Origin of the sequence: Tenacibaculum finnmarkense genomovar ulcerans (assembly GCF_900239495.1) — a bacterium.
Lineage (GTDB): Bacteria > Bacteroidota > Bacteroidia > Flavobacteriales > Flavobacteriaceae > Polaribacter > Polaribacter ulcerans.
The window spans coordinates 76,051-90,543 of record NZ_OENE01000055.1 but is presented as its reverse complement, the minus strand read 5'-3'; the positions used below and the strand labels follow the sequence as shown (position 1 = coordinate 90,543).

The window sequence follows — 14,493 nt, the reverse complement described above, 5'->3', positions numbered from 1 at the left end:
TTATTTTAATAAAAATGGATATTTTAATTGGTTTACAAGTATTTTTAAGTGACCTTTAAACTGTGAAATCAGCTGTACTATACAGCACATAAACACCCCTATTTTTTCATCAAAAAAACAACTTACTTAAATTCTTATAAATCTAAATAAAATTATAAAAAACATGAAAAAGACCTTACTTTTTATGCTATTTTTAGCTACAATCTCAACAACTATTGGCTGTAAAACGACCGCATCGGCGGTAAACACCAAACTAGACAATAAAACCGAAAAAATCCTAAAAGGAAACTGGACTATTAGCGCAGTCAATTACACAGGTGCTAACTTATTTAAAGTAACCTCGTTTAATATTGCCGATTCTAACTGTTTTGTAGGAAGTAATTGGAGTTTTATTTCTAACAATAATAAAGGGCAAATGAGCCTTAACAACCCGAGTACTTCTTGTGTTGATTTTAATTCGCCAACTACTTGGTACATTAACAAAGATGGAAGTTTTGTATTAAAAATAATCAACAGTCATAAAGCGAAAAACGTAAATAATGGCTTTGTTTTAAACATCAATAACTTAACACAAACAAGTTTTGATTTAGTTGATAAAATTAACGTTGCTGGTAGCATCAAAAACATCACTTACTCTTTTCAAAGAAAATAATACAACACTCATTTAGCAGTAATAATTACATACTTTTAAAAACAACATTATTTTTAAAAAATACATCATGAAAAAAACAATTATTTATAGCTTTTCGGTTTTAGTTCTAACAAGTAGTTTGCTTACTTCTTGTGGCGCTGTTAAAAATGCTAATAACACCCAAAAAGGAGCCGTAATTGGTACCACTGCAGGCGCAATTTTAGGCGCTGTTCTTGGTAATAATTTAGGAAATGGTAAAAACTCAGAACTAGGCGCTGTTTTAGGAGGCGTTGTAGGTGGTGTTGCCGGTGGAACTATCGGTAATAAAATGGACAAACAAGCCCGTGAAATTAAAGAAGTTTTACCGGGAGCTGAAGTAGAAAGAGTTGGTGAAGGAATTATGCTTACTTTAGGTGAAAGTGCCGTTCGCTTTAACACCAATAAATCGAGCTTAACAACAGCTGCTAAAGAAAATTTAGACAAATTAGTTCCTGTTTTTGAAAGCTATAACAATACCGATATTGTAATTTATGGCTATACCGATAGTACTGGTAGAGCTGAATACAACCTAACTCTTTCGGGCAAAAGAGCCGATGCGGTAAGAAATTACTTAGCTAGTAAAGGACTTTCAGCAAGCCGATTTAAAACCAAAGGTTTAGGAATTAACGACCCAATTGCCTCTAACCAAACAAAAGAAGGAAGAAGTAAAAACAGGCGTGTTGAATTTGCTATTGTAGCTAACCAACAAATGATTAAAGAAGCAAAACAAGAAGTAAAACAATAAGAATTTGGTTATTTTATATAAAAGGCTACTCAAATGAGTAGCCTTTTTTGTGCAATCAATCCATAACTTTTCATAATTTTGCAAACTTATACATAACAGAAGATGCCACGTAGAGAACGAAATAAATTTGTAAGAAAGAATCAAGTTTTAGAATTAAGAATTGAAGATTATGCTTTTGGAGGAAAAGGAATCGCAAGAATAAAATCCGAAGAAGGTAGTTTTGTTGTTTTTGTACCTAATACGTTACCAGGTCAATTGGTAAAAGCACAAATTAGCAAATCGAGTAAAAAATATGCCGAAGCAAAATTAATTGATGTTTTAGAAGCGTCAAAAGATGAAGTTGCCCTGCCTTTTCAAGACATTCCAGGAGCACCTTATATTCAATTACCCATTGAATTACAACATCAATATAAAAAAGAAAGTACCTTATCGTTATTTAAAAGGATTGGTAAAGTTGAAAATATTGAAGACTTATTTGATGAATTTATCAGCTCTCCAAACGTATTTCACTACAGAAATAAAATGGAATATGGTTTTTCAGCAATTGGATACGATAGAGTTAACAAAACCGATGCCGATTTTTTTACCCTAGGATTTAAACGTCGTGGAACTTGGTGGATGGGCGATAACCTAAACAAAGATTCTGGTTTATTTGATGCTCAAGTTGAAGACAACCTAAAAGTAATTCGTGAATATTGCGAAAAAACAGGTTTAGCACCTTGGCACGGACCAAAAAGAGAAGGTTTCTTCCGATATTTCGTAGTGCGTAAATCGTACAAAACCAACGAATTATTATTTAATTTAGTAACTACTTCTGCTGATTTACCAAAATTTGACATGCCCGCTTTTGTGAGTTTATTAAAAGATATTTTTGGCGATCGTTTAGCAGGATTACTACATACAATTAACGATGAAGTTGGCGATAGAACCATTGCAACATCAGGAAGTATTGAGCTTGTTACTGGTAAAGATAAAATTGTGGAAGAATTATTAGGTTTGAATTTTGAAATAAGTATGAAAAGCTTTTTTCAAACGAATCCTAAATCGGCAGAAAAACTATACACAAAAGTTGTTGATTATGCTTTAGAAAACAAAGAAGCTATTGACAACACCGTTGTAATGGATTTATTCTGTGGAACAGGAACTATCGGGCAAATTTTAGCATCAAGAAGTGAAAACGCCAAAATAGTTGGGGTTGATATTGTGGCCTCTGCAATTGAAGATGCCAAAGAAAATGCCAAACGAAATAATATTGAAGGCTTACAATTTTATGCTGCCGATGTTGGTAGATTTTTATATGAACATCCTCAGTATCAAAATAAAATTAAAACCATTATTTTAGATCCTGCTCGTGCTGGTATTGCGCCAAAAACATTGCGTAAAATTATCCGCTTAAATGCCGATAGAATGGTCTATGTTTCTTGTAATCCTGCAACACAGGCTCGTGATACTGAAGAATTAATGAACGCTGGTTATAAACTAAAAAAGATTAGTTTAGTAGATCAGTTTCCGCACACAGCACATATAGAAACTGTTGTTTTATTCGAAAAATAAACCTTTTACATTATAATTAAATGAAAAAATATATCCTTCTTTTGTGTAGTTGTTTTATAGGATTTTCAGCTTGTGAAAAAGATGATTTCTGTATTCAAAACCCTGTAACACCTAATTTAGTGTTGCGTTTTTATGATAAAAAAGATACTTCTAAAAAAAAGAAGGTTACCCGTTTTTCTATTATAGCACAAGGTAAAGACAGTCTTTTTGTAAATCAAGAAGCTGATTCAATAAATATCCCTTTAAACAGTTTGGCTACCCAAACTGTTTATACCTTAAAAATGAATGCTACCGATAATTTAGCAATCAATAACAAAATAGCGACATTAACTATAAATTATAAGCCCGAACAAGCTTATGTTTCTCGTTCGTGTGGCTATAAAGTTATCTTTAATGATGTAAATTTAAAGCATACAGGTTGGATTGATAACATATCAACTTCTGAAATTACGACTATTGACAATCAAACAAAAGCACATGTACAAGTATATTATTAGTAGCTATTTATTATTTGTTTCTGTAAATGGTTTTTCTCAGAAAACAGCATCATCTGAAATAAAAAAAGACACGCTAACCTATAAAACACGTACAGGTTTGCGTTTAGGTGTTGATATTAGCAAACCCGCATTATCAATTGTTGATAAAAGTTACAGTGGTTTAGAATTTGTAGGTGATTATCGTGTTTCTAAAAATTGGTATATAGCCGCCGAAGCAGGCTACGAAGAAGAAATTAGCTTTGAAGATTTTACCTGTTCAACCGCCAAAGGAAATTTTATTCGGCTTGGTGCTAACTACAATGCCTATAAAAATTGGCTAGACATGAATAACGAAATTTATGTTGGTTTTAGGTATGCTGCGACGCTTTTTGATCAAACTTTAAATAGCTATAAAACAAATGTTGGCACGCCTTATTTTCCTTCAAACACTATAAAAAAACCGATTACCGAAACAGGGCTTACCGCACATTGGACTGAAATTCAACTAGGTATTAAAGTCGAAACGTTTAAAAACTTATTTTTAAGCGCAGGCGTTTCTTATAAGGTAATGCTTCATTTAAACGATCAAAAAAACTTTAAAACATTATATGCCCCAGGCTTCAATCGTGTTTTTGAAAGCAATACTGGTTTTGGGTTTAATTACAGCATTTCCTACTTTATTCCTTTTGTTAATAACTAATTTAAGCTACTAAGCCTTATTTTAACTACCTTTACACCTTGTAATCATTAAACTTATTAACAATGAATAAAATTCCAAGCGTAAATTTAGCAGATTTTTTATCTGAAGATAAAAATAGAAAACAAAAATTTATCAATGAAATTGGTGATGCTTATCAAAACATCGGTTTTGTAGCTTTAAAAGGTCATTTTTTAGATGATGAGTTAGTTGATAATTTATATACTGAAATTAAAAACTTTTTCGATTTACCTACCCAGATAAAAGAGAAATATGAAATTCCTGGTATTGGCGGACAAAGAGGTTATATTTCTTTTGGAAAAGAAAGTGCTAAAGGAAAAAAAGAAGGCGATTTAAAAGAATTCTGGCATTTTGGGCAGTATGTAGATGCGGCATCTAAATACGCTAAAGAATATCCTGAAAATGTAAACGTTGAAGAACTTGCTAAGTTTAATGAAATAGGTAAAAAAACCTATCAAATGCTAGAGAAAACAGCCAAATATGTGCTACGTTCATTAGCGTTACATTTAGATTTAGAGGAAACTTACTTTGATAATTTCATTAAAGATGGAAACAGTATTTTGCGTCCTATCCACTACCCGCCTATTCAAAGCGAACCTAAAGGTGCTGAAAGAGCAGCTGCTCATGGCGATATTAATTTAATTACCTTATTAATGGGTGCGCAAGGAAAAGGATTGCAAGTTCAAAACAATAATGGTGATTGGCTTGATGCCGTTGCGCAACCTGATGAATTGATGATTAATGTGGGCGATATGTTGTCGCGTCATAGTAATAATAAATTAAAGTCAACTATACACAGAGTAACCAATCCGCCGAAAGAATTATGGGGAACATCACGTTATTCAATTCCATTTTTTATGCACCCTGTTTCTGATATGAAATTAGATGTTTTAGAAAATTGTATTGACGAGCAAAACCCAAAACAATTTGAAGATATTACTGCTGGTGAATTTTTAGACGAACGCCTACGTGAATTAGGCTTAAAAAAATAAGCGTAAAAAACAACAATAAAACAAGCATGGATTTTAAAGATCAATTAAAAAACTTATTTCCCGATCATCAAGAAAGCGAAGTAAAGGTTGAAAAAAAGTCAGAAATTTGGCTACAAGACGACCCAATACTTTGTAAATATGAAAAACGCAAAGGAAAACCTACTACTATTTTAGATGGCTACACCGGCGCTACCGAAGATTTTAAAAAATTAGCCAAAGAAATTAAAACCAAACTTAGTGTTGGTGGTAGTTTTAAGGATGATAAAATAATTATCCAAGGTGATTATCGCGATAAAATCATGCAAATTTTAAAAGATAAAGGCTTTAACGTAAAACGTGTTGGAGGTTAATCTAAATCATAAAAAAAAGTGTTAGAATTTATAAATTCTAACACTTTTTTTATTTTAAGAGCCTGTTTAAATTTTATTTGAAAAAAAATATAACAGAAAAATAAGGAATCGCATCGGTCAACCTGAATTTAGTTCAGGTTCGCATCCTGATTTTCCGTAGTTCTCCTGTTGATGCGATGCTGAAATAAATTTAGCATGACAAGAATTTAGTTTAAAATTTTCTTTATAGCAAAACCCCCTAGCCCCGATTGAAGCATTTGTTTGAGCTCCTTTTTTGATCTTTTTCAAAAAAGAGCGAGTGCGGAAAGCGGGAAATTGCTTCAAATAAATACCTGAAAAAAACTAACTATTTTTATCTGAAGTAAGAGTTTCTAAAAATGCTTTTATACTCTTAATATCAGACTCTTCTAAATCTTTGTCTAACTGAACTTTCCCCATTATTCTGATGGCATCTTCTAATTCAGCAACACTTCCGTCATGAAAATAAGGCGCTGTTTTTGCTACATTTCGTAATGACGGCACTTTAAAAGCATACAAATCAACCTCTTTATTTGTTAATAAAAACACACCTTTATCAATTACTTTACTTTTAGTATGCTCCCAATAAGGTCTTATATCACTACCAAAACCTCTAATTTTTCCGCCACCAACTCCCGGACCATCATGGCAAGAAATACAACCTCGAGACATAAAAACAAACAAGCCTTTTTTCTCTTGCTGATTTAACGCCTGCTGATCTCCTTTTAAATATTCGTCAAATTTTGAAGGCATTAATAAAGTTCGCTCAAAAGCGCCAATGGCTTTTGTTAAATTATCAAAACTGATTGGATTCGCTTGATTTGGATACGCTTTTTTAAATAAATCTTGGTATTTTTCAATTTTACTAATTTTATCAACAACGGCTTGTTCACTTTCCATTGCCATTTCTACCGGGTTTAAAATGGGCATTCCTGCTTGTTCTTCTACCGTTTTTGCTCGCCCATCCCAAAATTGAGCAATATGCAAACTCGAATTAAATACCGTAGGCGCATTTCTAGTTCCTGTTTTACCATCAACTCCTTTTGATACCGCTTGCGTGTCGGCACCAAAATTTTCTAAATCATGACACGATGCACAACTAATCGTATTATCTTTTGATAACCTTTTTTCTTCAAATAATAATTTCCCTAAAAATACTTTATCGTTGGTAAGCTCATTAAAAGAAACATAATCGTTTGCTGGCAATGGCGAAAAAATTCTAGTTGCTTCCGATAATAAATTTTTATAATCGTCTTTTTCAGGTATTTCAACCACTTCTTTATTTTTACTACACGAATAAAAAATAGCAAACCCAACTATCAATATTATTCTTATATTAAAAAAATGTTTGTTTTTCATTATTTTTATTTGATTTTAGTTTAAATTAAATACATTTGCAAATATATAATTAATCTAAATAAAGATAGAATGAAATTTAAATATCTTTTAGTACCTATTTTAGCCAGTTTACTAAATATTTCATGTAGTAAAGAAGACGAAAAAGTAACTGAAAAAGAAGAAGTGTCATTTTTAGACTCCCGAATTACAGATTTCACCGAAATCACCAAGAAAGGGAATACGGTATATGTTAAAAACATGTTTACCTCTCCTGAAAATGAAAAAAAAGACCTTGTATATACCAAGTTTGATCTTGAAAAGGCAAAATATGTAACTGATGATTCTTGGGATATTGCATTTGCAAGTAGAATTATCATTATAAATGGTGGCGAATGGACCCAAGGCTATACCTCTGGAGGTGTGCATGAACCAATGCGAACAAAAAATGCCTCCGCAGCTATTATTAAAGATGATTATCAAAATATATCTGTAGTTCCTACCGATGCTGTTTTTAAGCAAGATGGCGCTGGAAAAACAGCTATTGATGATTTTGGAAAAGGGATGTTTGACCCTTATGCAATGCACGCCGATCACACACTTAGAGTAAAAAAGAACCGTACTTTATTAGTAAAAACTAAAAATGGACACTACGCTAAAATAGCTATTGAAGATATTTATAAAAACGGTGATACCTCTGGTACAATGAATGAGGTTCTTGGGCATAAATACCCATATTATACCTTCAAATATTTTTTAAACCCTGTTGCAGGAAACAAAAAACTTAATTAAATAATCATAAATAAATAGTCATGAAAAAAACAGGAATTCTGTTAACAAAAGCAATTTTAGTACTTCTTTTTACAACCTTTACAGCATGTTCAGACAGTGGAGATGATTTACCCGTAGTAAAAACAAATGCCAAAACTTTAGAAATTACAACAAGTGCTATTGGTGACCAAACCCAAACAGCAAAACAAACTGGTGACTTTCAAAAATTCAGTTTTAAAGAAGGTGCTTTAGAGGCAACTAGTGATGCTTGGGATTTTGCTATAAGAGGACGTGTTTTCTTAATAAATGGTTTATCAAAATACGGTGGTGGCGAAAAAATCGGATTAATTAACGAACCTAAAAGGACTAAAAATGTTGCAATTACCGAACAAAATGACATGTTTGAAACTCGTACTTCTGCCCTTGGTTTACCAGATCATATCTACAAGCAAGATGCTTTAAATATGGGCTATGAAAGCTATACTTCTGCAATTAGTTGGTTACCTAGAAGAGGTGGTGCTGACCCTAGAGAAAACTGGTATTTTAGATCGTCTCAAAACCGTGATCTTTTATTATTAAAACCAGTTGTTTTTATCTTTAAAACTCACGATGGGCATTTTGCTAAAATGGCAGTAAAATCAATTGTTAGAACAAATACTGATTTTGACAAAAAGGAAGATATTGACTATGTAATTCAATATTATTACAATCCTGAAAAAGGAAACCCTAATTTAGATGAAAAAATACAATAATTTTTAATTTTAGTTTCTCATAATTTTTCTAAATGTTTAAAATAGGACTGTGTAATAGCAGTCCTATTTTTTTTATAATTATTTGAAGCTATTTCCCGCTTTCCGCACTCGCTCTTTTTTGAAAAAAAATCAAAAAAGGAGCTCAAACAAATGCTTCAATCGGGGCTAAAAAACCTCACTTATTAAAAAAAGACAAAAACAGTGCTTTTTTTTAAAAAAACGAACAATCTAAATAAATTCTTTACCGAAATACCTGCTATTTTTTATATATTACACCCCCTTAAAAAAAGCGATTTATATATAAAATAAATACGCAATTAAAAATTACATTAAATGAACATTCAAAATTCTGAACTTATTTTAAATCCTGACGGTAGCATTTATCATCTAAATTTAAAACCAGAACATATAGCTACTGATATTATTTTTGTAGGCGATCAAAACCGTGTAGAAAAAGTAACCGAACACTTTGATTCTATTGAGTTTACCACACAAAAAAGAGAGTTTAAAACCACCACAGGAACTTATAAAGGCAAGCGACTTACCGTAATTTCAACAGGTATTGGTCCTGATAATATTGACATCGTTTTAAACGAATTAGATGCCTTAGTTAATATTGATTTAGAAACACGTAAAATAAAAGAACAGCATACTGCGTTAAATATTACCCGTATTGGAACTTCAGGATCTTTGCAAAAAAGTATTCCTGTTGATAGTTTTTTACTAAGCACTCACGCTTTAGATTTAAACGGAATGCTACATTCATATCAAGTAACTGAAATTTCTCATCCAGAAATGGAAGATGCTTTTATAAAACACACCGATTGGAGTGCTAAAAAACCTACGCCTTTAATTGTTGCTAACAGTACATTTCTAGAAGATAAATTAACCTCAGCAAAAATTTATAAAGGAATTACTGCTACCGCAGGAGGTTTTTACGGACCTCAAGGGCGTGTATTGCGTTTGGCTTTGCAAGACGCTAGCTTAAATAATAAAATAGATAGTTTTGAGTACCAGCAAAATAAAATCACTAATTTAGAGATGGAAACTTCTGCTATTTATGGTCTATCAAAATTATTAGGACACAATGCGGCATCAATGAATGCGATAATTGCCAACAGAGCAAATGGTACTTTTAGTGAAAACCCTAATAAAGTAGTTGCCGATTTAATTATATATACATTAAATAAATTAGTTGCGTAAATGACAACCTTAAAAATTGGTGGTGTACCAGAACACTTTAATTATCCGTGGTATGTTGCTTTAAAAAACAAAGAATTTACCAAGCAAAATATCAATTTGCGTTGGCAAGATTTCCCTGGTGGAACAGGTGCTATGTGTAAAGCATTACGTGCTGGAGACGTAGATATCGCTATTGTTTTAACCGAAGGAATTATTAAAGATATTAGTAATGGAAACCCGTCTAAAATAACGCAAACCTTCGTGAAAAGCCCTTTAATATGGGGTATTCATGTTGCTGCAAATTCAGGCTTTAAAAAAATTGAAGACCTCGAAAATGCCACGGTTGCTATTAGTCGTTTTGGTTCAGGATCACATTTAATGGCCATTGTAAATGCGCATAATAACGGTTGGGATATTGACCAATTAAAATTTAAAGTTGTTGGTAGTTTACAGGGCGGAATTGATGCCTTAACAAACGGCGATGCTGATTATTTTATGTGGGAACATTTCACCACAAAACCCTTAGTTGACAACGCTACTTTTAGACGCTTAGGAGATTGTCCAACACCTTGGCCTTGCTTTGTTATTGCCGTTAGAAACGAAGTGTTAGAAAATAATTTTGAAGAAGTAAAAAAAGTCTTAGCTATTATTAATCAATATACAGGTAATTTTAAAGACACCCCTGATATTGATAAAATACTAGCCCATAGATATGAGCAACAATTAGATGACATTCAAAAGTGGCTTTCAATAACCCAATGGAATGATGGCGAACCTATTACTGAAAAATTAATAAGCAGCATACAAAATAAAATGCAAGGTTTTAACGTTATTGATACTAAGAAAGATTCAGCTGAGTTAATCAGAAATATGTATCTTTGATTTTTTAAAGATTTTTAAACCAAACAAAATGAAAAAATTAGTAGTTATTGCCATTTGTACGCTTAGTCTTATCGGTTTTACTTCATGTGGAAGCACAAGCCCTTGTGGTTTAGCTAAAACTGAGCAAACAAAACAAAATCAACAGCAATTAGAAATAATTGTTGCCGATAACGCAACTGAACTTACCGCATAAATATTTGATGTATCAAGTATCATAAAAATCCGCTTTTTTAAGGCGGATTTTTTAGTTTTTCTTTTGTAACATTGGTACAAATTTAAAATCACCTAATTCATGTTTTTCAAATTCTTTTGCTGATTTTCTAATAAACAAAGTCATTACTTGCTCTTTATCGCCTACAGGAATTAACAACCTTCCTCCTACTTTTAATTGACTCAACAAGGGTTTTGGCACAAAAGGCGCACCTGCGGTTACAATAATTTTATCAAAAGGCGCTTCTTCGGATAAACCAATATAACCATCACCAAAAATAAAACGCTTTGGACGGTAGCCTATTTTAGGTAAAAAAAGTGATGTTTTTTTAAACAATTCATGCTGACGCTCAACAGAATATACTTTTGCTTTTAATTCCAACAACATCGCTGTTTGATATCCTGAGCCTGTTCCTATTTCAAGTATTTTATCGCCAGTTTCAACAGCTAAAACCTGCGACTGAAACGCTACCGTATATGGATGTGAAATTGTTTGTTCGGCAGCAATAGGAAATGCTTTGTCTTGGTAGGCATGTGCCTCAAAACTGCTATCAATAAATAAGTGTCTGGGAATTTTACGCACCGCATTTAGTACCTTTTGATCAGTAATTCCTTTTGATGCTAAAACAACTGCTAGCTTATTTCTTAATCCTTGATGCTTAGTGGTGTCTTTCATTCCTTGTAATATAATATTTAATTTGATACTATGACAAAAGTATCACAACAAGTAACATGCTAATTATCAACAAAAATTAAAGCATGAAAAATGTATGATACTATACGATAGTACTTGATATGAATTGTCTGTAATAATTTAATTTCAACATTTCAAAAGTAGTAATAAATATGTATAAAATTGTATCTTTGTTTGTATTGCTTTTTTCGGTACATCCGAAGCAATTTTTAAATTAAAAACACGGTTATTTAAAGAGGTTTTTTTATTGAAATTTCAAAAATAATCACATAAAAATAATTACACAAAATTAAACACATTATGTTAAAAGCTGGAGTTTTAGGTGCAGGTCATTTAGGTAAAATTCACTTGCGTTTGTTGCAAGAATCTGAAAAATATGAATTAGTAGGGTTTTACGATCCTTTTACTGAAAATGCTAAAAAAGTAGCTCAAGAATTTGGCTACAAACTTTTTAATTCTGTTGAAGAATTAATAGATGCCGTAGATGTTATCGATATTGTTACCCCAACATTATCTCATTTTGACTGCGCTCAAAAAGCTATCGAAAAAGGAAAGCATATTTTTATTGAAAAACCAATTACAAGCACCGTGCAAGAAGCCGAAGCTATTCGAACATTGGCAAGTCAATATCATATTAAAGGACAGGTTGGGCATGTAGAGCGTTTTAACCCTGCTTTTACCGCAGCAAAAGACATGATAAACACACCAATGTTTATTGAAACTCATCGATTAGCCGAATTTAATCCTCGAGGAACCGATGTGCCTGTGGTATTAGATTTAATGATTCATGATATTGATATTATTTTATCTGTAGTACAATCAAAAGTAAAAAGTGTACACGCAAGTGGTATTGCCGTAATTTCTGATACCCCTGATATTGCCAATGCACGTATTGAGTTTGAAAATGGTTGTGTTGCTAATTTAACAGCAAGCAGAATTTCAATGAAAAACATGCGTAAAAGTAGGTTTTTTCAAAAAGATGCCTATATTTCTGTTGACTTTTTAGAGAAAAAATCTGAAGTTGTAAAAATGAAGGATGTTCCTGAAAATCCTGATGAATTTGCCATGATTTTACAAAATGCCGAAGGTGTTAAAAAGCAAATTTATTTTGACAATCCTAACGTTGTTAAAAATAATGCTATTTTAGATGAATTAGAATCATTTGCCGATGCTATTAATAATGAAACAACTCCTATTGTTTCTTTACGCCAAGGAACCGAAGCTTTACGCGTAGCTCACATGATTATTAACTGCTTTAAAAAATAAAACACAAACCTTGTTTTTGGCGTTATTTTAACTAATTTTAATTATATCAATGAAAAAAAAATTAACCTTCACACCTAGTTTATCAATACAATCTTTTATTTTCTTCTTTTTTATAGCTTTAAGCTCCTTAACTTCTTGTTCGGAAGAAGAGCAAGAAGACCGCTCAATATTTATCAATAGTATTGATGCTGAAAATATTCAATTTAACAGCACAACGCTTAAATGGTATTCAAGTATTTCAGGAGAAAAAACAACAGCAGTTTTTGATATTTATTTAAATGATAAATTAATTAAAAAAGGGTATGAAAAGAACTCTTTTGAATTATCTAACTTAACGCCAAACACTCAATATTCGGGTAAAATTATCGGAAGAACTAATTTCGATACCAACGTTGAAAAAATATTTTCTTTTACAACTGCCGACTATCCTGATCCTTTATCTTTTAATGTTTTAGCCACTAAAATAACTTCTGAAAGTGCCGTTATTACCTGGAGAACACCTAAAACTTTAGATCAAGCAACTTTAACCTATAGCATTTATGTTAATGGTGAAGTTAAAAAAGAGAATATTGTCGAAAATACCGCAGGAAACTTCTATAAAATAACCGATTTAGCTCCTTATAAAGAATATATTATACGAGTTATTGCAATAACCGATAAAAATAAACAAACATTTAAAGAAATTAGCTTTAATGCTTTGGCTACCAGTTTTCAAGAGCTGACATTAACTTCTAAAAATATTACACAAACAGCAGCGAATATTGATTGGAATGTTTCAACGGTCAATTATTTAGATGCTAATATTATTACTTATGATATTCATTTAAACGGAACTTTACTTATTGAAAATACTACTGAAACAACACATCTTTTACAAAACTTAACACCGAATAAATATTATACCGCTAAAGTAATTGCCAAGCTAAAAAATGGCGATTCAATACCTAAAAAGATTGAATTTAAAACCCTAGGAACACCTCCTTCTGATTTTACAGTGTCATTAAAAGGAGAAGCTCAGCCAAATTGGACGGAAATTCAATGGACACTACCAACCGTTGCTGATGATGTTTCGTTTAAATATAATCTTTATTTAAATGATGAAATTATTGAACATGATATTTTATCATTCATTGATAGCCGTACACTTCCTGACTTAAAAGAAGCTAGTCAATATACGCTTAAATTAGTTGCAATTGCCGATAACGGAACGGAAACTTTTTCGAATACTATTACATTTAAAACCATAACTTACCCTAAAATAAATGGTGATTTAATACTTAATTTTAGTAATAATTTAGGAACATCAGCCATCGCTTATTGGACACCTGTTAGCTATACTCATAATAATGAAAACAAAAGAGTTTATTATAATATATCAATAAAAGAATTAAATAATTATGATGATGCTACTACTGAACTAAGCCGCTACTTAAACAATTTAAAGCCCAACACAAGCTATACAGTTCGTATAAAAGCAACTGTTACTGATAGCGGTTTTAATAATTACATCGCTTCAAAAACGATAGAAAAAATAATTACAACAGCCCAAGATTATCCATTACATCCAACTATAAAAATTACAGAGGCTATTTTATATGCTAAAAACAGCACCTATTTCCCTGGTCAAATTAGGGTTAAATTTTCAGAAAAAATCAGTGATATTGATGTGGAAACTTTTTTTGCTTCTACCATGTTTATGAATAATTTTCAAACCTATTCTTCTTCTATTTTAAGTAATAAATTATCTAATAGTAAATATGATTATATCGTAAATAATTTTGGAGGTAATGTTATTGTAAACCAAGGTTATGTTGTATTTAATGATGCTGGAAAAACATACCGAATTCCATATAGTTTTCATATAGATAGTAATTAAAT

General features: G+C 31.7%; 16 protein-coding genes. 14 read left to right on the top strand and 2 right to left on the bottom strand.

Annotated features, from left to right (window positions below):
* Window positions 1–163: 163 nt before the first annotated feature.
* The 7 genes from DPIF8902391_RS12395 to DPIF8902391_RS12365 all read left to right on the top strand — a co-directional run bounded on the left by DPIF8902391_RS12395 (window position 164) and on the right by DPIF8902391_RS12365 (window position 5,505).
* Complete coding sequence (locus DPIF8902391_RS12395) at window positions 164–652, top strand: lipocalin family protein (protein ID WP_172506017.1); 489 nt, start codon at window positions 164–166, stop codon at window positions 650–652.
* A gap of 67 nt (window positions 653–719) precedes the next feature.
* Window positions 720–1,415 (top strand): OmpA family protein, encoded by a 696-nt coding sequence (locus tag DPIF8902391_RS12390; RefSeq protein WP_172506016.1) that lies wholly within the window; start codon window positions 720–722, stop codon window positions 1,413–1,415.
* A gap of 102 nt (window positions 1,416–1,517) precedes the next feature.
* Window positions 1,518–2,969, top strand: coding sequence for a 23S rRNA (uracil(1939)-C(5))-methyltransferase RlmD (gene rlmD / locus DPIF8902391_RS12385; protein WP_172506015.1), 1,452 nt, complete (start codon window positions 1,518–1,520; stop codon window positions 2,967–2,969).
* 20 nt (window positions 2,970–2,989) lie between these two features.
* The gene (locus tag DPIF8902391_RS12380; protein WP_058884971.1) at window positions 2,990–3,466 is read left to right on the top strand and encodes a DUF6452 family protein; all 477 of its coding nucleotides are present in this window, start codon (window positions 2,990–2,992) and stop codon (window positions 3,464–3,466) included.
* A complete protein-coding gene (locus DPIF8902391_RS12375; RefSeq protein ID WP_172506014.1) occupies window positions 3,447–4,145 on the top strand; it encodes a DUF6048 family protein in 699 nt (232 codons plus the stop codon). Before DPIF8902391_RS12380 ends, DPIF8902391_RS12375 begins: the two co-directional genes overlap by 20 nt.
* A gap of 62 nt (window positions 4,146–4,207) precedes the next feature.
* On the top strand, window positions 4,208–5,155 hold the full coding sequence (locus DPIF8902391_RS12370) for an isopenicillin N synthase family dioxygenase (protein ID WP_058884969.1): 948 nt from the start codon (window positions 4,208–4,210) through the stop codon (window positions 5,153–5,155).
* Between the two features lie 26 nt (window positions 5,156–5,181).
* The gene (locus tag DPIF8902391_RS12365) at window positions 5,182–5,505 is read left to right on the top strand and encodes a translation initiation factor (RefSeq protein ID WP_058884968.1); all 324 of its coding nucleotides are present in this window, start codon (window positions 5,182–5,184) and stop codon (window positions 5,503–5,505) included.
* A 342-nt stretch (window positions 5,506–5,847) separates the two neighbouring features.
* On the opposite strand, the gene DPIF8902391_RS12360 is transcribed toward DPIF8902391_RS12365, so the two are convergent.
* Window positions 5,848–6,882 (bottom strand): cytochrome-c peroxidase, encoded by a 1,035-nt coding sequence (locus tag DPIF8902391_RS12360; protein WP_172506013.1) that lies wholly within the window; start codon window positions 6,880–6,882, stop codon window positions 5,848–5,850.
* A gap of 69 nt (window positions 6,883–6,951) precedes the next feature.
* Here DPIF8902391_RS12360 and DPIF8902391_RS12355 point away from each other — a divergent pair, with 69 nt between their 5' ends.
* The 5 genes from DPIF8902391_RS12355 (at window position 6,952) to DPIF8902391_RS12335 (ending at window position 10,638) form a co-directional block, all read left to right on the top strand.
* Window positions 6,952–7,650 carry an HmuY family protein gene (locus DPIF8902391_RS12355; RefSeq protein WP_058884966.1) on the top strand — a complete coding sequence of 233 codons (699 nt, stop codon included), beginning with the start codon at window positions 6,952–6,954 and terminating at the stop codon, window positions 7,648–7,650.
* Window positions 7,651–7,670: 20 nt separating this feature from the next.
* Window positions 7,671–8,381 (top strand): hypothetical protein, encoded by a 711-nt coding sequence (locus DPIF8902391_RS12350; RefSeq protein WP_172506012.1) that lies wholly within the window; start codon window positions 7,671–7,673, stop codon window positions 8,379–8,381.
* A gap of 333 nt (window positions 8,382–8,714) precedes the next feature.
* On the top strand, window positions 8,715–9,584 hold the full coding sequence (locus tag DPIF8902391_RS12345; RefSeq protein WP_172506011.1) for a nucleoside phosphorylase: 870 nt from the start codon (window positions 8,715–8,717) through the stop codon (window positions 9,582–9,584).
* Window positions 9,585–10,445: a substrate-binding domain-containing protein gene (locus tag DPIF8902391_RS12340; protein WP_058884963.1), complete on the top strand. Its 861-nt coding sequence runs from the start codon at window positions 9,585–9,587 to the stop codon at window positions 10,443–10,445.
* 28 nt (window positions 10,446–10,473) lie between these two features.
* Complete coding sequence (locus DPIF8902391_RS12335; RefSeq protein WP_158508511.1) at window positions 10,474–10,638, top strand: hypothetical protein; 165 nt, start codon at window positions 10,474–10,476, stop codon at window positions 10,636–10,638.
* 51 nt (window positions 10,639–10,689) lie between these two features.
* On the opposite strand, the gene DPIF8902391_RS12330 is transcribed toward DPIF8902391_RS12335, so the two are convergent.
* The gene (locus DPIF8902391_RS12330; RefSeq protein ID WP_058884962.1) at window positions 10,690–11,331 is read right to left on the bottom strand and encodes a protein-L-isoaspartate(D-aspartate) O-methyltransferase; all 642 of its coding nucleotides are present in this window, start codon (window positions 11,329–11,331) and stop codon (window positions 10,690–10,692) included.
* A 318-nt stretch (window positions 11,332–11,649) separates the two neighbouring features.
* Here DPIF8902391_RS12330 and DPIF8902391_RS12325 point away from each other — a divergent pair, with 318 nt between their 5' ends.
* Window positions 11,650–12,615 (top strand): Gfo/Idh/MocA family protein, encoded by a 966-nt coding sequence (locus tag DPIF8902391_RS12325; protein WP_058884961.1) that lies wholly within the window; start codon window positions 11,650–11,652, stop codon window positions 12,613–12,615.
* 49 nt (window positions 12,616–12,664) lie between these two features.
* The gene (locus DPIF8902391_RS12320; protein ID WP_172506010.1) at window positions 12,665–14,491 is read left to right on the top strand and encodes a fibronectin type III domain-containing protein; all 1,827 of its coding nucleotides are present in this window, start codon (window positions 12,665–12,667) and stop codon (window positions 14,489–14,491) included.
* The last annotated feature ends 2 nt before the right edge of the window (window positions 14,492–14,493 follow it).